General features: G+C 38.8%; 13 protein-coding genes. 5 read left to right on the plus strand and 8 right to left on the minus strand.

All coding sequences use genetic code 11. The features are described from left to right. Positions 1-47: 47 nt before the first annotated feature. Positions 48-3,734: a methionine synthase gene (metH, locus tag ACH63V_RS02575; RefSeq protein WP_396462638.1), complete on the minus strand. Its 3,687-nt coding sequence runs from the start codon at positions 3,732-3,734 to the stop codon at positions 48-50. Positions 3,735-4,199: 465 nt separating this feature from the next. Between metH and ACH63V_RS02580 the strand changes: the two genes are divergently transcribed. Then, positions 4,200-5,831, plus strand: a complete 1,632-nt coding sequence (locus tag ACH63V_RS02580; protein ID WP_396462639.1) for an inorganic phosphate transporter — start codon at positions 4,200-4,202, stop codon at positions 5,829-5,831. 162 nt (positions 5,832-5,993) lie between these two features. Beyond that, positions 5,994-7,328 carry a D-serine ammonia-lyase gene (locus tag ACH63V_RS02585; RefSeq protein WP_396462640.1) on the plus strand — a complete coding sequence of 445 codons (1,335 nt, stop codon included), beginning with the start codon at positions 5,994-5,996 and terminating at the stop codon, positions 7,326-7,328. A gap of 45 nt (positions 7,329-7,373) precedes the next feature. On the opposite strand, the gene ACH63V_RS02590 is transcribed toward ACH63V_RS02585, so the two are convergent. The 5 genes from ACH63V_RS02590 to ACH63V_RS02610 form a co-directional block, all read right to left on the minus strand. Beyond that, on the minus strand, positions 7,374-8,921 hold the full coding sequence (locus ACH63V_RS02590; protein WP_396462641.1) for a hypothetical protein: 1,548 nt from the start codon (positions 8,919-8,921) through the stop codon (positions 7,374-7,376). Positions 8,922-9,464: 543 nt separating this feature from the next. Next, positions 9,465-9,629: a hypothetical protein gene (locus ACH63V_RS02595; RefSeq protein ID WP_343569805.1), complete on the minus strand. Its 165-nt coding sequence runs from the start codon at positions 9,627-9,629 to the stop codon at positions 9,465-9,467. Positions 9,630-9,744: 115 nt separating this feature from the next. Beyond that, on the minus strand, positions 9,745-10,752 hold the full coding sequence (locus tag ACH63V_RS02600; protein ID WP_396462642.1) for an SUMF1/EgtB/PvdO family nonheme iron enzyme: 1,008 nt from the start codon (positions 10,750-10,752) through the stop codon (positions 9,745-9,747). Then, positions 10,749-12,425 (minus strand): arylsulfatase, encoded by a 1,677-nt coding sequence (locus ACH63V_RS02605; protein ID WP_396462643.1) that lies wholly within the window; start codon positions 12,423-12,425, stop codon positions 10,749-10,751. Before ACH63V_RS02605 ends, ACH63V_RS02600 begins: the two co-directional genes overlap by 4 nt. 169 nt (positions 12,426-12,594) lie before the next feature. Then, entirely contained in the window at positions 12,595-13,212 is a 618-nt protein-coding gene (locus ACH63V_RS02610) for a rhomboid family intramembrane serine protease (protein WP_396462644.1), read from the minus strand. Positions 13,213-13,370: 158 nt separating this feature from the next. On the opposite strand from ACH63V_RS02610, the gene nfuA reads away from it, so the two are divergent. Together nfuA and ACH63V_RS02620 are read left to right on the plus strand one after the other, a co-directional pair. Next, positions 13,371-14,009, plus strand: coding sequence for a Fe-S biogenesis protein NfuA (nfuA, locus tag ACH63V_RS02615; RefSeq protein ID WP_004703125.1), 639 nt, complete (start codon positions 13,371-13,373; stop codon positions 14,007-14,009). 164 nt (positions 14,010-14,173) lie between these two features. Beyond that, positions 14,174-16,213, plus strand: a complete 2,040-nt coding sequence (locus ACH63V_RS02620; protein WP_396462645.1) for a ligand-gated channel protein — start codon at positions 14,174-14,176, stop codon at positions 16,211-16,213. Between the two features lie 22 nt (positions 16,214-16,235). On the opposite strand, the gene ACH63V_RS02625 is transcribed toward ACH63V_RS02620, so the two are convergent. Together ACH63V_RS02625 and ACH63V_RS02630 are read right to left on the minus strand one after the other, a co-directional pair. Next, positions 16,236-17,243, minus strand: coding sequence for a hypothetical protein (locus tag ACH63V_RS02625; protein WP_396462646.1), 1,008 nt, complete (start codon positions 17,241-17,243; stop codon positions 16,236-16,238). A 26-nt stretch (positions 17,244-17,269) separates the two neighbouring features. Continuing rightward, positions 17,270-18,295 carry an alpha/beta fold hydrolase gene (locus ACH63V_RS02630; RefSeq protein ID WP_263613155.1) on the minus strand — a complete coding sequence of 342 codons (1,026 nt, stop codon included), beginning with the start codon at positions 18,293-18,295 and terminating at the stop codon, positions 17,270-17,272. A gap of 284 nt (positions 18,296-18,579) precedes the next feature. Here ACH63V_RS02630 and ACH63V_RS02635 point away from each other — a divergent pair, with 284 nt between their 5' ends. Continuing rightward, on the plus strand, positions 18,580-19,194 hold the full coding sequence (locus ACH63V_RS02635) for a carbonic anhydrase (RefSeq protein ID WP_003653067.1): 615 nt from the start codon (positions 18,580-18,582) through the stop codon (positions 19,192-19,194). Positions 19,195-19,219 lie beyond the last annotated feature (25 nt).

Consider the following 19,219-nt stretch of genomic DNA (forward strand, 5'->3'; position numbering starts at 1 on the left):
AATAAAAAAGAGCTACATATGTAGCTCTCCTCAAAAATTACATAAGCTTAAGCAATCGAATCATCTAAATTCGGTCCTAACCAGCGTTTTGCTTCATCAAGTGACCAACCTTTACGCTTTGCATAATCTTCAAGTTGGTCTTGAGAGATTTTACCCACGTTAAAGTATTCACTTTGTGGATGTGAATAATAGAAACCACTTACCGAAGATGGCGGCATCATTGCAAAGTGTTCAGTCAGTTTAGTACCAATTTTGTCGGTAGAGCCTAACCAATCAAATAACACTGCCTTTTCAGAGTGCTCTGGGCAAGCAGGGTAGCCCGGTGCAGGGCGAATACCGACATATTTCTCTTTAATTAGTTCTTCATTACTAAGCTGTTCATCAGCTTTATAACCCCAGAACTCTTTACGAATGCGTTCATGTAAGTGTTCTGCAAAAGCTTCTGCAAAACGGTCGGCTAGTGACTGAACTAAAATTGCAGAATAGTCATCACCTTTGGCTTTGTACTCATTTGCCAGTTCTTCTGCACCAAAAATCGATACAGTGAATCCGCCCAAGTAGTCTTGTTGCTCACGATCTTTACGAATGTAATCTGCTAAAGACAAGTTTGGTTTACCTGTCACTTTGTCAGATTGCTGACGTAAGTGCTCAAAAGTATGCGTAACATTTTGACCCGCTTCATCAAATACGCTCACTGTGTCGGCATCAGTGCGCTGTGCAGGGAACATACCAAATACAGCACGAGCATCAAAACGGTTGTTATCGATAATATCTTTCAACATCGCTTGTGCTTGGTTGTAAAGGTCAGTTGCCGCTTCACCCACCACTTCATCTTCTAAAATTTTCGGGAATTTACCTGCCAAGCTCCAAGAAATGAAGAATGGTGTCCAGTCAAAATAATCTACGAGTGTCGCAAGTGGGTAGTTGGTGAGGACTTGTGTTCCTAAAAGATTTGGTTTTGGTGGTACATAGCTTTCGTCAATTTTAAAGCCATTCTCAACCGACTCTTTATAAGTCAATTTGGCAGCTTTTGGCTGTTTGTTGGCTAAGCGCTCACGAATCTTGGCATATTCAGCACGATGCTCTGCAATAAAGTTTCCACGCATTTCTTTCGAAAGGAGAGTGGTTGCAACACCTACAGCACGTGAAGCATCGGCAACATAAATCACCGCATCGTTTTGATACTGAGGGTCAATTTTTACTGCTGTGTGTGCTTTAGAAGTAGTCGCGCCACCAATCAATAAAGGAATGTTAAAGCCTTTACGTTGCATTTCTTTCGCAACAAATACCATTTCATCTAAAGATGGAGTGATCAGACCAGACAAGCCAATGATGTCACATTTTTCATCAATTGCAGTTTGTAAGATCTTCTCGCAAGGGACCATCACACCAAGGTCAACAATGTCATAACCATTACAGCCAAGTACCACGCCTACAATATTTTTACCAATATCGTGTACGTCACCCTTAACCGTTGCCATCAGGACTTTACCTTTAGATTGTCCTTCAGCCTTTTCAGCTTCAATGTATGGGTTGAGCCATGCTACAGCTTGTTTCATTACACGGGCAGATTTTACAACCTGTGGTAAGAACATTTTGCCTGAACCGAACAAGTCACCAACAACGTTCATACCGTCCATCAGCGGCCCTTCAATCACATCTAAAGGACGTTTTGATTTTAAGCGAGCTTCTTCGGTGTCTTGGTCAATATAAGTGGTAATACCTTTAACCAATGCATATTCAAGACGTTTTTCAACCGACTCATTACGCCATTCAAGGTTCTCAGCTTCTTTAGCTGCGCCGCCTTGTCCACGGTATTTTTCTGCTACTTCAAGCAGTTTCTCAGTCGCAGCTTGACCTGATTCACCTTGGTTTTGGTTTAAGATAACATCTTCAACTGCTTCTTTTAGCTCGGCTGGAATATCATCATAAATTGCCATTTGACCAGCATTCACAATACCCATGGTCATGCCTTGCTTAATGGCATGGTACAAGAACACAGAGTGAATCGCTTCACGAACGGGTTCATTACCACGGAATGAGAATGAAACGTTCGATACACCACCAGAAATCATGGCATGTGGTAAGTTCTGTTTAATCCAACCTGTCGCCTCAATAAAATCGACCGCGTAGTTGTTGTGTTCTTCAATACCTGTTGCCACTGCGAACACGTTCGGGTCAAAAATAATATCTTCAGCAGGGAAGCCCACTTCATTCACTAAAATGTCGTATGAACGTTTACAGATTTCGCGTTTACGTTCAGCGGTGTCAGCCTGCCCAGCTTCATCAAAGGCCATCACAATAATTGCGGCACCATATTGACGGCAAAGTCGGGCTTTTTCTACAAACTCGTCATAACCTTCTTTTAAGGAAATAGAGTTAACAACCGGTTTACCTTGTACGCATTTTAAGCCAGCTTCAATGATTTCCCATTTTGATGAGTCAATCATGATTGGCACACGTGAAATATCAGGTTCAGATGCTACAAGGTTTAAAAAATGCACCATCGCATTTTGCGAATCGAGCATCCCTTCATCCATGTTAATGTCGATAATTTGCGCGCCAGCTTCCACTTGTTGCTGTGCAACTTCTAAAGCTTCGGCAAAGTTCTCTTCACGAATGAGACGTAAGAATTTCTTAGAGCCTGTAACGTTAGTACGTTCACCGACATTTACGAAAAGTGAGTCATCATAAATATTAAATGGTTCTAAACCACTTAAACGGCAAGCAGGTACTGTTTCAGGTACTTGACGTGGTGCAATGTCTTTTACTGCATTGGCAATGGCGCGAATATGATCTGGTGTCGTACCACAGCAACCACCCGTAATGTTAATTAAACCGCTTTCAGCAAACTCTTTTAAGAAAGCTGCAGTTTGCTCAGGCGTTTCGTCATATCCACCAAATGCGTTTGGTAAGCCTGCATTTGGATGCGCTGAAACAAAAGTATCTGCGACATCAGAAATAGTTTTTACGTGAGGACGCATGGCATCTGCACCAAGAGCACAGTTAAAACCAATTGAAAGCAAATCACCATGGCGAACAGAGTTCCAGAATGCTTCAGCAGTTTGACCTGTTAAGGTACGGCCTGATGCATCGGTAATGGTCCCTGAAATCATAATTGGTAACTCACGACCAATTTGTTTGAAGACTTCTTTAACCGCAAAAATTGCTGCTTTACAGTTTAATGTATCAAATACGGTTTCAATCAAAATGATATCAACACCGCCTTCAATCAGTGCATGAGTCGCTTCAATGTAATTTTCTTTTAACTCATCAAAGGTAATGTTACGAAAAGCAGGGTCATTTACATTCGGTGAAATTGAACAAGTACGCGATGTTGGCCCAAGTACACCAGCAACAAAACGTGGTTTGTCTGGAGTCGAGTACTTTTTACAAGCTGCTTTGGCTAAACGAGCTGCTTCGCGGTTAATCTCTGGAACAAGATCTTCCATGTGATAGTCAGACATTGAAACACGTGTGCCGTTAAAGCTGTTGGTTTCAATAATGTCTGCACCAGCATCAAGATAAGCTTCATGAATGCCTTGAATGATTTGAGGTTGTGTCAAAACTAAAAGGTCATTATTACCCTTTAAGTCATGTGCCCAATCGGCAAAACGCTCACCACGGTAGTCGGCTTCTTCTAATTTATGGCGCTGGATCATCGTTCCCATAGCACCATCAATAATCAGAATGCGTTTAGCAAGAAGCGCTTTTAGGGTGGCAAGCGTAGACATAGAAAACCCCGATCTTTTATATGAATTTAAAAATGCGGCGCTATTGTAACAGAATAGCAGCACAAATGATGACCTACGAAGGTCATGAGTTGATGAGAGAAAAATTAAAAAGAGAGGGGGGTTTTATGACAAAAACGAAAGAATTTTCATGAAATATTCATCAAATGATCATGATATTGAAATATTTCATGATCAATATGCCGAAATATTACAGTTGTTCTGTGTAAAAAATAGACATGTGGGTCATTTTATTTGTTTTTTTGCTGTAAAAATAAGCACAAAAGGAGCTTGTAAATAATGATTTAAGTTATTGTATTTTAAAAATAAAATAAAAATTAGCGAGGAAAGGTGCATCAAATGAGGTCAAAATATAAAAATTTGACTTCATCAGGCGGCTCTTTGTCATATAATTGTCATAATTTAATTTAAGAATACAGAGGATTTTATTATCCTCTTACCGTCTGCATGAATTCTAATCTACCCCCTGTTTCGGATTCAAAACTTGCGGCAAACCTGCAAGCAAAATCGACGAATGTACACGTCCCAACACCGAAATTTTTTATGCCGGTGTTTCTGACGATTATTGTTGCAACACTTATTTATATTGGGTTTCAGGTTAGTGCTGATTTAGCGCATGTTCCACCTTTGAGCCTTTATTCGGTTGTTCTTTTATCTACTGCACTTTTCATTGCATTGGGCTTTGAATTTGTTAACGGTTTCCATGACACTGCGAATGCAGTTGCAACGGTCATTTATACAAATGCATTGCCTGCACCAGTTGCAGTCATGTGGGCTGGTTTTTGTAATTTCCTTGGGGTAATGGTCGCAAGTGGTGCTGTTGCGTATGGCATTATTGCATTGCTTCCTGTTGAACTTATCATGAATATGGGGAGCGGTGCTGGCTTTGCAATGGTTTTTGCATTGTTAATCGCTGCAATTCTTTGGAACTTGGGTACTTGGTTCTTAGGAATCCCAGCTTCTAGCTCTCACACATTGATTGGTTCAATCTTGGGTGTGGGTATTATGAACCATCTGTTGAGTGCATCGACTGGCGTAACGACCAGTGGTGTAGATATGGATCAGGTGATTAAAGTAGGTAAGGCATTATTATTTTCACCTTTAATTGGTTTTGCTTTTGCAGCAATCTTATTCTTGTTGGTTAAAACTATTTTCAAACGCCAATTAGAATTATTCCAGCCACCTGAAGGTAATAAGCCACCACCAGCAATCATTCGTGCAATTTTAATCTTTACCTGTACAGGTGTAAGTTTTGCACATGGTTCAAATGACGGCCAAAAAGGTATGGGACTCATCATGCTCATTTTGGTTGGTTTAGTACCATTAGCTTATTCAATCAATAAAAACCTCGATACACAACAGGTTCAATCATTCCATCAGCTTTCTTCTCAAACTGCTGTTTTGTTAAACCATAATCAGCAAGAGTTGACTGATGAAAAAGCGCGTGAAGTTTTAACTAAATATATTCAAACCAAGCAACAAACACCTGAAGTTGTACCTGCATTGGCAAGTATGACTGATCATTTAGGTGCTCGTGTTTCTAGCTATCGCGACTTAAAAGATATTCCAGAAGCTGCGATTAGTGAAATTCGTAATGACATGTATTTAAGCACAACGACGTTTAAACGTTTGGACAAAGCAGATGCTTTACCAAAAATGGATGATTCACAGAAAAAGCTTGTGAAAGATTATCGTGGTAGCTTGGATTCATTCTTACAGTATATTCCAAACTGGGTAAAAGTTGCAGTTGCATTGGCACTTGGTCTTGGCACTATGGTCGGTTGGAAACGCATTGTGGTGACTGTAGGTGAGCGTATTGGTAAGAACCATATGACTTATGGTCAAGGTATGTCTGCTGAGCTTATTGCAATGAGTACAATTGCAGCAGCAGATGGTTTAGGTATGCCAGTTTCAACTACACATGTTTTAAACAGTGCGGTTGCAGGTACCATGGTTGCAAATAAATCAGGTCTAAACTTTAATACTGTTAAAACAATCTTATCAGCTTGGATATTTACTTTACCTGCGACCATTTGTTTGTCAGGTGGTTTATATTGGTTGTTCTTAAAGTTCATTTAAGTTGTCTGTTTAAATCTAAAAAGCCACTATTATTAGTGGCTTTTTTATTGGCATATTTAAGAAAAGATCGCTTTTTTCAGGTAAATTCAGTAAAGAGTTAATGATTATTGCGAACACTTAGTGCTAAGTGATTAGCTCAAAAAATTTATGAAAGGATATAGGATGAAAACGGTTCAACTCGATCAATTAAAACAACAATTTCCACTCATTCAAACATTACAAGATTACCAAGAAACATTCTGGTTCAATCCAAACCGTTATCCTTTAAACGATGCTCTTGCGAAGGTAGGACTTAGCGAGCAAGATGTAAAAGATGCCGAGGCTCGACTAGAACGTTTTGCACCTTACTTGGCAAAAGTATTTCCGGAAACTCAAGCACAACATGGAAAAATTGAATCTGAATTAGTAGAAATTGCAGATATGCAGCAAGCCCTATCTGTAACAAAACAACAGGAGCTTACGGGAAAGCTTTGGCTTAAAAAAGATAGTCATTTACCTATTTCAGGTTCAATCAAGGCACGTGGTGGTATTTATGAAGTTTTGGCTCATGCTGAAAAACTAGCAATTAAGGCTGGGCTTCTCACGTTAGAAGATGATTACAGTAAACTTGATCAAGATGCATTTCGAACATTTTTTTCCAAATATCAAATAGCGGTAGGCTCTACAGGTAATCTTGGTTTATCTATTGGTATTATGAGTGCGAAGCTCGGGTTTAGAGTGTCCGTGCATATGTCTGCCGATGCAAGACAATGGAAGAAAGATAAATTACGCTCGCTAGGTGTCAATGTCGTGGAATACGCCAGTGATTATGGCGTTGCTGTAGAGCAGGGACGAAAAGCCGCAGAACAAGATCCAAATTGCTTTTTTATTGATGATGAAAATTCAACAACATTATTCTTAGGTTATGCAGTAGCAGGAATACGCTTAAAACAACAGTGTGAGCAAAAACAGATTAAAGTCGATGTAGAACACCCATTATTTGTTTATTTACCCTGTGGCGTAGGTGGTGGCCCTGGTGGCGTAAGTTTTGGATTAAAACTCGCTTTTGGTGAGCATGTACATTGTATATTTGCAGAACCGACACATTCTCCGTGTATGTTACTGGGGGTTTATACAGGTCTGCATGATCAGATTTCCGTAAATGACATTGGTTTAGATAACATTACTGCTGCAGATGGGTTAGCTGTTGGTCGTGCTTCTGGTTTCGTAGGGCGTGCTATGGAGCAGTTAATTGATGGCTATTACACGATTCATGATGAATGTTTATATGAGCTCATTGCGCTTTTAAATCAAACTGAAAGTATTCAAGTTGAACCCTCAGCTGCGGCAGGCATGATGGGGCCATATTATGTGCAAACTACTCCTGATTATTTAGCTTTGCATCAATTGTCAGCAGAGAAATTAAAGCAGGCAACACATGTGGTCTGGGCGACTGGTGGTGGTATGGTGCCACCAGATGAAATGCAAAAATATTTAAATCATAGTCAAAACAAATAACTGAAGCTAAAAAAGCCCAATTCTAAAATTGGGCTTTTAATTTCATTATTTTTTAGAAGATTTCCTAAATGGAAGTTTTTCGGTTGCAAAACCGTAAATAGCAGCAAAAGGAAGGGCAGTACGAGCTAAATAAGCCACACGCCATAGTCCACCGTGGTTGGCACCTTCCATCATCAACTCAAGAGGGTGATCAAGTACGGTTTCAGGGTTCGCCACAGAAGATTCATTTCTTAAATCATGAATCCATAGCGCCGCCATAATCGCATTGGTAGTTTCTGGGTTAAATGCTTCTACATCAAACAGTTCGGCACCATTAAAAGCAGCTTTAAGTAGCGGATTTTTAGTCACCGAGTGAGTTGTGGTAGAAGGGGCAATATTAATACTTACACGTTGGCCTTGATGACGGGCAAGTGTTGCACGCCATTGTTGAATACGTTTTGCCAAAGCATAGTTTGGCCCTTGTTCAACCACTAAACAGTCTGCAATACCATAAGTTTTACCATTTTCGCTGGTAACCAAATCTTGATAAGGCGCTTGGAAAAAACGTTTGAGCGAAAGAGCAGAAACTCCTTTTGCAGCCATTTTTTGTAGTTGTGAACGAGATTTAAATTTCTCTTGAGCAGCATCTGCAACTTCTTTGGGTACTGCGTAGACATCGGTTGGGGTGCACATAAACATTAAGCTTGTATCAGATTTATGTTCACTCACATATTGCATAATGCTGTCCATTGCCATTGAGACACGGACATGCTTTTCCCCATCTAAATAAGCAATAGCAGCCAAATCTAACTTTTGTGGAAATTGAACTAACCACTGTGCAATTTCTGGTATTTGAGTTAGTAAATTGGCGCCTAATTTATCTCTTAATTCTGAAGCTTTTGCTGATGAGTCAACTGATTCAATCGTAGGTGCAATCAGCGTCGCATTTCCTTGCTGAATCGTATGTAAAATTTTGCCCCAAACTCTTGGGTTCGGTAGATCTACTGCAACAATATTCGCTTTCCACTTTGCTAACCAAGGTAAAGGGCCAGCTTCTGATGCCGCACCAAACAGGACCATAGTGCGGTCAGATAAATCAAACCATTCAGGGTGGGCAACGGCTTCACGTAATGCTTTGGCGTGGCTAGGCTCAATAATGCCTGCGCTTTCCCATTTTTGGATTTGATCGAGTAAGCTTTGTCCACTCAGTTTTTTACCTTTATACTGCACATACCATTCTGGTGCAGCTTCACTTTCGCCTTTAAACCTTACTGTATTTAAAGGTTTAGAAGAGGAAATATGCAGAGCATCTTTTAAAAGATAGTGTTTACCATCTCGGAAATAGTCAAAGAGATGATGAGCCTTATGTAAACCCTGTTTTGCAATGGTAATCGGATTGTTGTTATTAGAGAGTCCATGCTGAACAAGTGATTTAAAATATGTTGGATAATTTTTCCGCCAGTTTTTTTCAGTCAAAATCTGTTGAGCAGTTTTATTATCTACAATAGATAAAGCTTCTGACAAAATCTCTTGGCCTGTGCGAGAAGTACTTTGCTTTTTGGTTGAAGCGTGTATCGGAAACTGTAGACCTTCATCTGGACTCTGGCTGGACATAAAATATCTCACTTGTACGGTAGCATTAATATACAGGTGTATACATTATCTATGCCAATTAAAAGAAACGAGTGGCAATAACTGACAAAATGAAAATTAAATTATTTTTGTGATAGAGGTGGTTTGAGTGATTTTTTATGATAATTCGATCTCATTTTTACCTCAATTTTTTTCACATTTTTAGAACATTTTTATAGACTTACGTTACATAAATGATTATTTTGTATAGAGCGAAATCATCAGATTTAAGCTGAAGATAAAATGTTCAAAATGTATCAATAAAAAAGATACGATGATGAGTAAAAACTAGACTTTTTTATGAAACGATAAGACAAGTCAAACGGAATAAGAAAGAATTGGGGTGAAACTAGATGAAAGACAACGTAAGATTGTCTTTTAAAAATCTTGGGGATATGGTGATTTTTTACACCATAATTTTCTAGTTTCGCCCCATCTAATTTTGGGTGAAACCCTTCACATGAGCTGTAAGTTATCTTGCTAAACGGTAAGGTCAATTCGATTATAGTCTATTTAAACCTTTAATTAGCAACGGCCTTTTTTAGCTTGTCCTGGTGGGCAAAAGCCTCCTGGATGTCCGTAATATGGTGAATCTGGGTCAATCACAATACTACCTTCAGGTGTATGGACCGCACAGGCGGATAGTGATATTGTGAAAATTGCTGCTGCACAAACTAGTAATGCTTTCATATTGTTCTCACTTTTTATCATTCTCCCTTTTACTATCTACTATAAAAATTATTAGATCGTTTTTCGATCTACTTTTGGTTAAGAAATATCAACACTACAAAATAGTTTTAACTAGTTAAGGTGTACGTAAAATTGTTCGAAAACCGACGTGGGTAGCTGCTAAATCAAAATCTTGAGGGTAACGGCTACTATTTCGATAACGTGAACAGTAATTCTCAGCACACAAAAATGAGCCTCCTTTAATGACATATTGGGTACTGCTCATTTCTTTTTGTCTTAAATCAGAATAATTACCCATATGTTGATCATGCGCGCCTTGGTAGGGAGAGGATGTCCATTCCCAAACATTTCCAATCATATCGAATAGCTTAAAGCCATTGGGTTTAAAGCAGCCGACAGGAGCAATACTCGTAAAATGATCTTGATTCAAATTTTCAAAAGGGAATGCACCTTGCCAGTAATTGGCTTGGGGATGCTGATGTTCATCGGTAGGTGCTTGGTGTAAAGGCGTGTCAGTTTGTGAGTTCGCTTTGGCGGCGTACTCCCATTCTAGTTCTGTTGGTAAATCACGTCCTAGCCAAACTGCATAATGCTCAGCATCATTTTTTGTCACGTAGCGTACAGGTTCATGAGAGTTGGGAAGTGCACCATTTTTGCCGTTTGGTGTTTTCCATGTATATCCTGATTTGAGTTGCCACCATTGCTGTGGATGATGGGGATCTGGAGAAAAAACAGCAGCCTGCTTTTGTTTTTCAGCATCGGTAATATAACCCGTGGCTTTTACAAAACTTGAGAACTGAGCGACAGTAACTTCAGTTTGATCAATCCAGAAACCTTTAACTTCCCGCTGTTTTTTTCCAAAATTAAGTTCATCAGGATAAGCTTTTTCAGAGCCAAAATTAAAATGCCCATCTGGTATGAATACCATTCCGGCAGTTGCATTTTTAAGCCAACCTGCAGGAAGGCCTGTATAGCTTTTACATTGTTCAATAGAACCCAAAGCAGCCGATGGGGTGGCTTGCTTTGGTAAAACTATTTTCGTGTCAGAGCTATGTTCAGACTTACTACAGCCTGTGATGAACAACAGACTGATTGTAGTGCTTAGAAGCAGTTTCAATTTCATTTGGCGTTATATTCCTGTACGCCATTTTGTTCAGTGTATTTTTGATAAACCGAGAGCAACTCTTGTACTTTTGCTGGGTAAAGCTGTGCAACATTGTGATTTTCACCACGGTCAGTGGCAATGTTATAGAGCTCCCAAGTACTCGTGCCTAATTCAGGACGACCTTGAAGCGCAATTTTCCATTCGCCTTGTTTTGCATATTTACTGCCATGGAGTTCATCGGCAAAACTGAAATTTGCTGGACGGATGGTTTGTGATTTATTTTCAAGTACAGATTTCCAAGAATAACCGCTCGGTGTATTAATGGTTCGACCTTTATATTGGCCTTGAGGGACTGGAATATGAGCATAATCTAATAACGTTGGAAAAACGTCGAGTACAGATGCAAAGCTATGATTGGTTTCTTCAGCTTTCTTCTGATTTGGTAATTTCACAATGGCAGGTGCTGTAGTTGCACCTTCCCCAGCGGTATCTTTCCATAAATGGAAAGGTGCTGCACTGACCTCGGCCCAACGTGGCCCAATATAGTGGTATGAAGTAGGGGTCCCTACGTTTGCTACAGAGTTATCAAAACCAGATTCGCTACCATATCCACCACGAATAAAACCTTCTGCGCCATTGTCAGAAACAAAGAAAATTAAAGTATTTTCATAAAGATTATTTTGTTTTAGATATTGGATAATTCGACCTACGTTGGCATCAAGATTTTCTACCATACCTGCGTAGATTTCCATTTTTCGGGCTTCAAGTGCTTTCTGCTCAGCCGTTAACTCATCCCATTTTCCATATTTTTGTGGTGCATTTTGCGTCGCAATAGGTTCTGCAGCCTCAAAGTTTGCCGGAATAATTCCAAGCTGTTTTTGGCGAGCTATACGCGCTTTACGAATAGCATCGTAGCCAACATCATAAACGCCACGATATTTGTCACGGTATTCAGCAGGCGCCTGTATAGGCCAGTGAGGTGCAGTATAGGCAGCATAAGCAAAGAACGGTTTGCCGCTATTTTTGCCTGACTCTAAGTAGTTCAGCAATTTGTCGGTAAAATAGTTGGTCGAGAAGAAGTCATCAGGCAATGCTGAAACAGGAATAATTTGTCCATCTTCGGTATAAGTTGAGTTTCGCTTAAAAGCGCTTGGAGCTTGTTTAAAGTGATGGTCTAGACCTTGTAATAAAGTAAATGAATGATCAAAACCTTTGGCATGTGCATTGGTTTCAGGGGTTAAGCCTAAATGCCATTTACCACTAATATATGTCCGATAACCATTGTCTTTGAGTACTTGAGCAATTGATAAAGAGCGTTCATTTAAATAGCCTTCGTAGCCTGGCTGTCCTTTTAAATGGTCAGGGGTAAGCTCTGCCATAGCCCCTATACCTGCTAGATGGTGGTCAGTCCCTGAAATGAGTTGCGAGCGAGTAGGGGAACAAGTGGGTGCAGTATGATAGTCCGTTAAAAGTCGGCCTTCTTGTGCCAAACTATCAATATTAGGTGTATGAATTTCACCGCCAAAGGCTCCTAAATCTGAATAGCCTAAGTCGTCAGCCATAATGAATAAAATATTGGGCTGCTTTGGTGTACTTGCTGCAGTTTCTTGTGAGTTATTATCGTTACAGCCAGCTAAAGATAAGCTAAATAAAGCAATGGAAAGACTAGATAAAAGAGCTTTGTACTTCATTGTATCATCTGAATTATTAAAAGAATTGTGCTTGAGTTTAATCAGATGGTTTTTGCTATCCAAACAAGGAATTGATCAAAGAAAATCAGAAAAATGTCTGAGAATTTATGCTGATAAATAAATGAGAAAAAAAGAAAAGCCCATATTGGGCTTTTCAAAAATATTAAGTTTAAAACGGCAAGCGGGTAAGTTGATCCAAGAAATGTGGAATCACTCTTGGTTCAATCAAAATCGTTACAACTACACCGTAAGCTGCACCCCATAAATGGGCACTATGGTCAATATTAGTATTGCCACGTTTACCAGCCCAAATACTATAAGCCACATATAAAACCGCAAAAATAATGGCTGGTACTGGAATAAAAAATACAAAAATCAGCTTCCACGGCTGAAACAGAATATAAGCAAATAGAACGGCAGATACAGCACCAGAAGCTCCTAGACTTGTCCAATTGGCATCATTTTTATGCTGTAAATAGGTTGGTAAAATCGCAAAAATTAATCCGCCTAAATAGAACAAGACAAAGCCCATGTCGTAGAAATATTGGCGATAAAAACTTTCAATAATACTGCCAAAGAAGAACAGGGTAATCATGTTAAAAAGTAGATGTGTTCCATCGGCATGAATAAAACCATGGGTGATGAAACGATCAAATTGTCCACTTTGCATTGCAGGCGGCCAGAAGATCAGGCGGTTCATAACGTTTTGATTGCTAAAAGCAAGTAAAGAGACGACGACCGTAATAATAATAAGGGTAATAGTATGGTTAAACGGCAAATGCAACATAAGAAATATTTAAAAAATGATCAATACTAAGGTCAATAATGCCATTAAAAATACAACTTGAAACCCTGTTGTGTATAAATCCGACAAATTTAGTTGATTTTTTTTAAATCCCCCTCATCTTCGGTTAATATAAAGGCATCAGCTTGAGGAATATTGTTATGTCGACTGAGAACACCAACACTGCTGTTGCAGAAGAAATTCCGAACCTTTTGATTACACCATCTGCACAAGAGTATTTGCACGAATTATTGGCGAAGCAAAATACTCCGGGAATTGGCGTTCGAATTTTTGTTGAACATCCGGGTACACCACGTGCAGAGTGCTGTATGGCATATAGCGCACCAGAAGAAGTGGTACCAACGGATTATAAACAGGACTATCCTGATTTTCCTGCATACATTGATGCACCGTCTATTCCATATCTTTTAGACGCTGTAATTGATTACAACAAAGACCGTTTTGGTGGTCAGTTAACCTTCCGTGCACCAAACTCTAAAGTGCCACGCGTAGGACCAGATGCTTCAATTGAAGAACGTATTACTTACATTCTTCAAGCAGAAATTAACCCAGGTCTTGCAGGGCATGGCGGTAATTGTAGCTTGGTAGAAGTGCAAGATGACCCAGAACATGGCTTAACTGCTGTATTGAAATTCGGTGGTGGTTGCCAAGGTTGTTCTGCAATTGATGTGACTTTAAAACAAGGCGTAGAAACAACCTTGAAAGAAAACATTCCTGAGCTTCAACGTGTGGTTGACCAAACAGACCATACGCAAGCAGAAGGCGCTTACTTCAAATAATAAAATTATTTGAAAAGTGAAATAAAAAAGCCTCTTCCTGAGGTTTTTTTATTTTTATCAATTGAAAATAATTATCAATATTATTTATTTTATTATTTAAATTTGTTACATTTGTTTAAGTAAAACTTAATATTTATTCATAATTTAATCTGTTGGAGCAGGATATGACTAAGCGTATTTTCCAATCTGTACTATCAATTTCGGTACTTACAGGAATGTTTCCTGCGGCTTATGCCGCTGAAAGTGAAAATATTTTAGTTGATTCTTCCAGAAAAAATAAAAAAGATAGTGAAGTGGCACAGTTAGAAAAAATAGTCGTGACAGCAAGTGGTTTTGAACAAAATATAAAAAAAGCAGCCGCTTCTATTTCTGTTTTAACTCAAGATGAAATTAATAAAAAAGCATATCGTGATGTCACTGATGCACTTAAAGATGTGCCTGGTGTCGTGGTTACAGGGGGCGGAAGTTCATCTGATATCAGTATTCGTGGAATGGGGAGTGCCTATACCGTTATTATGGTCGATGGTAAGAAAGTAAACACACGTTCTGTACGACCAAATAGTGATAATTCAGGTATTGAACAAGGTTGGTTACCGGGAATCGAAAGTATCGAACGTATTGAAGTTATTCGTGGCCCAATGTCTGGACTCTACGGTTCAGATGCGATGGGTGGTGTAATTAATATTATTACTAAAAAAGTTGCAGATGTTTGGAGTAGCTCGGTTAAGTTGGATACCACCATCCAAGAAAACAATAAATCTGGCAATCTTTACCAAGCTAATACTTATGTTTCAGGGCCATTAATTAAGAATTTACTTGGGTTAAAAGCCAACGGCACATTTTCACAAAGAGATGAAGATGAAATTATTGGTGGTTATAGCAAACAAAAAATCCGTGCAGGTGGGGCCACTTTAAGTCTGACTCCGAATGACCAACATACCATTGAACTTGAATATCAGCGTTCTATTCAAAATCGTAATGCTACAGTTGGAAAATCAGTTTCGCCTATTCAAACTGGACGTAATCCACCAGTGGATTCAATAACGGATTATTATCGTACTGAATATAGTTTGACCCATCGTGGTGACATTGGTCCTGTAAAAACTCATTCTTATATTCAACGCGAAGAAAATAAAAATCCATCTAGAAATATGGAAGCGGTGAATACTACTTTTAATACGCTTAACCAGATCACACTCGCAAATCATGCGCTGAGCGTTGGGGGCAGTTATTTAAAAGAAGAATTAGATGACTTAGGAAACCAATTAAAAGTGGGCGGGTCACAACCTGTTTCTAATTTAGATCGTTATAGCTGGGCATTATTTGCAGAAGATGCATGGAATATTATTGATCCGTTTACTTTAACAATGTCACTGCGTATGGATCAGGACGAAAAATTTGGAGATCATTTCACTCCTAAGGTTTACGGTGTGTGGACTTTAAATGATAACTGGATCATTAAAGGCGGTGTCTCAACAGGCTATAAAACACCTGCGCTAAGAGCGACAGTAGCAGAATGGGGACAAGCTACGGGAGGAGGACGTTCGGCAGGGGTAATTGTTGGTAATCCAAATCTAAAACCAGAAAAAAGTACTAACTATGAGCTGTCATTTTCTTGGGATAATTTAGATAACTTGAATGCTGGCCTAACGATTTTTAATAGCGAATTTAAGGATAAAATTACAGAAGTTAGAACCTGTTCAGGAGATGCAGGTACTTATAATTGTGATTGGTTAGGTACAAAATTTGATTTTGTCAGTCAACGTACGAATGTAGATAAAGCCAGTATGAGAGGGGTTGAAGCGACGTTTGGTTGGCTCATTTCACCTGACTTAAAGTTGAATGCTAATTATACCTATACTGATACAGAGCAAAAGAGTGGGGAGTTTAAAGGTCAACCTTTAAATGAAATGCCGGAACACATGTTTAATACTACTTTAGATTGGCAAGTGAATGATTTGGTGGGCATGTGGAGCCGCTTGAATTTCCGTAGTAAAACTTCTGAATATTTAAGCCGAACTTCAATGGCTGAAGGAAAACCTGCTTATGGGTTGGTTGATATTGGTATGAACTATAAACCGACTGATAAAATCCAAGTTGCAGCAGGTATTTATAACTTATTTGATAAAGATATTGATGTAGCAACTTACAATTATGTTTTAGACGGACGCCGTTATAATTTAGGGGTTATTTATAAATTTTAAATAGTTAAACAACAAAGGCGCTTTAAGCGCCTTTGTTGTTTAGAATTTCTAATGTTTTTTCAGAATAATAAAATTTCTCTAGATACACGCGAGCACGGCGTCTTAAATGTCCTGTTGTCACTAATTGCTGTAATACTGGTACAAGTAACTGAGTGAGTTCGTGTTGTACTAGGCTTTCATCAATATTAAGGTCACGCAGTAATAAGTCAAAACTACGTTCCTGATTACGGACGTACCAAGTGTAAATACCATCATGTACTTGTTGTTTCAGGTAATCAGTTTGACGAATGTGGTCCCAAATCTCATGTCCTAAGCCCACTGTTTTTGTTAAATCTTGAACTTCTACATAATTTTTCAAAACAGAAAGAGGCATCGTTTTAACTTTGTGCCAAACATTTGCCTGAAAATGGTAGAGCTTATCATTGTCAAAATGTTGGTTTAAAACGCGTTCACTCATTTGACTGAGTTTTAAAATATTCTTTTGCAAATAATAGTTAATGGTATCGTCGAGATTAGAATCAGTCACTGTTTCTAATACCGATTTACCCATTTTCATAAAACGGCCTACACCCGGTACACGTTTTGACATAGATTCATCTAAATAATCATGCATTGTTTGCTGAATCAGTTGCGTTAAAAGGGCAGAAAAGGCCGGATTATTTACAATTGTTTTAATGAGTTTTTTACGGTGCTCTTCTTTACTTGCAACATACTGCGCAATGCGGTCAATGGTTAAAACAGGAATAACGTCTTCAACTGTTGCCGTGTCATTTGCAGGATGAATGAGTGCAAAGCGAATATGCTCAGCAATCTGTTCAAGTAGAAAATCAGAAGCAGGTGTACCTAAAATCTGCTTTTGAATGAGCTGTTGAATTTGGTCAAAGGTCCAAAGGTGCTGTAATTGTCGACTGCTCAACCAATGATAAAATTGTTCAAACTCTTGTTGGATCACCTGAGTCTGAGCAAATTGCTCATCTAAAAAATCTAGATGAGCTTCAATAAGTTTTTCTATGATTGGTTGGGTAGACATAAGGTCTCACAAGTCCGAAGTTTTATTTAAGGTGCGGTCGTTTTTGACGTCTGATCTGTTTCTACTTTTAGTAAAAACGGTACATATTGTTGAATAACTAACTGCTCAGCTTCCAATATTGGCATATGGCCTACGTTTTCTAAAATAACTGGAGGCTGTGCGTTTTTCAAAAGTCGTTTGAGTTCACTCGCCACTTCTACATTAATAATCTTATCTTGTTTGCCCCATAAAATGAGTGTGGGTGCATCAATGGTTTTGGTGAGTACCGCAAAAGAGTCTGGAGTATAGACTTTATTAAGTGCAATGAGTTGGTCGACCAATTTTTGAGTTTGTGGCGCCTGATTAATCATCAGTTTTTCTTGAGCTTGTAAGAACTCTTTAGGAATAAACGGAGGATTAAACATGGTTTGTTTTAATAAATAATTAAAGTCACCTTTTTTAGAGACCAAAAGTTGTTTTAAGTAGGCAGGGTCTTTTAGATAAATTGTATTGGCAGAACGGAAAATACCGCCGCTATCAACTAAAAATAGACTTTTGGTTTCAAATGGATACTGTCCAGCATAGAGTAGGGCAATAGAACCACCAAGTGAGTGCCCAGCAATATGGATAGGTCCTTTCAAATTTTCAGCTTCAACAAAACGGCGTAATTTTTCAGCAAGGTTCGGAACCGAATAGTCAAAGTCTTGAGCAACAATAGTTTCGCCGCTACCTGGTAGGTCTGGAATAATGACGTGGTAATTCGTAGTTAAGTAATGCGCCATGCGATTCCAATTGTCACGACTGCCACCTAAACCATGAATAAGTAATAAGGTTGGTTTTGTGGTCGAACCACCTTCACTATATGACCAAGTGATATCACCTACTTTTAATTTTTTGCTTTGAAGGCCCGCCCAGCTGCGTTCTTGCTGTAAGACTGTTTGATACGTTACATCAATATTGTCGATTGCCTGTGCTTGAGAAATGCTCATAACCGACCATAAGCTACAAGCTAATGTCAGTGCAGTAGCAGTTTTTTTCATAGAGGCTTTAATTGATGCAGACAGCCTGGTCATAGATTTCATCCTTGAAGCTTAAGCGAGTTTGAAAAATTATTGAAAAACTTTGCCAATGAGTCATTTGCCAAACGTTTGGAATGAAGAAAATTATAGTCAATCTAGGAACTAAAGTATGTTTATTTTTTCACTAAACAGTAGGGAAGGGACAGTAAGTTTCACATTTAAGTAAAGGAAGTATTTTTAAAATTTTTCATGAAAAAGGATTTATTTTTTGTCAGTGACATTCAAATTTTGACACATTAAAATGATTTCCAACCTTGAAAAAACAATGGAAATATAAAATGCCTACTGCGCAAGAAGTTTTAGATCGTCTGAAAGCCGGTAATCAACGATTTGTAAATGGAAATACTTCCCTTGCAAAAACCTTATCGCATCACGAACGTGCTGAAATGGCAAAGGATCAAAATCCGTTTGCGATTGTATTAGGCTGTTCTGATTCTCGTGTACCAGCAGAAATGGTATTCGATCAAGGTCTTGGTGACTTATTCGTAATTCGCGTTGCTGGTAATGTGGTTGCACCTTCACAAGTTGGTAGTGTTGAGTTCGCAGCAGAGCGCTATGACTGTCCAGTTGTAGTTGTATTAGGACATAGTCATTGTGGCGCGATTCAAGCAACAATTGATACATTAATGAACCCTGATCAACCGCCTTCATCTAACTTGATGTCGATTGTGAACCGTGTTCGTCCATCTGTTGAAATTTTAATGCAAACTGACTTAAAAAATGATTTGAAAAAATTATCGTGCCATGCAGTACGTTCAAATGTTTTTGCTTCGGTAAATCAGTTACGTCATGGTTCAAGTGTGCTTGAAAGCTTGATTGCAAAAGGTGAATTGATTGTTGTTGGTGCAGAATATTCATTAGAAACTGGTGAAGTTACTTTTTTTGACTTCTGATCAGTCTAAAAAGATTTAAAATTAA

The sequence above is a fragment of the Acinetobacter sp. ABJ-A23_2 genome, from assembly GCF_044538765.1.
Classification (GTDB): Bacteria; Pseudomonadota; Gammaproteobacteria; order Pseudomonadales; family Moraxellaceae; genus Acinetobacter; species Acinetobacter nosocomialis_A.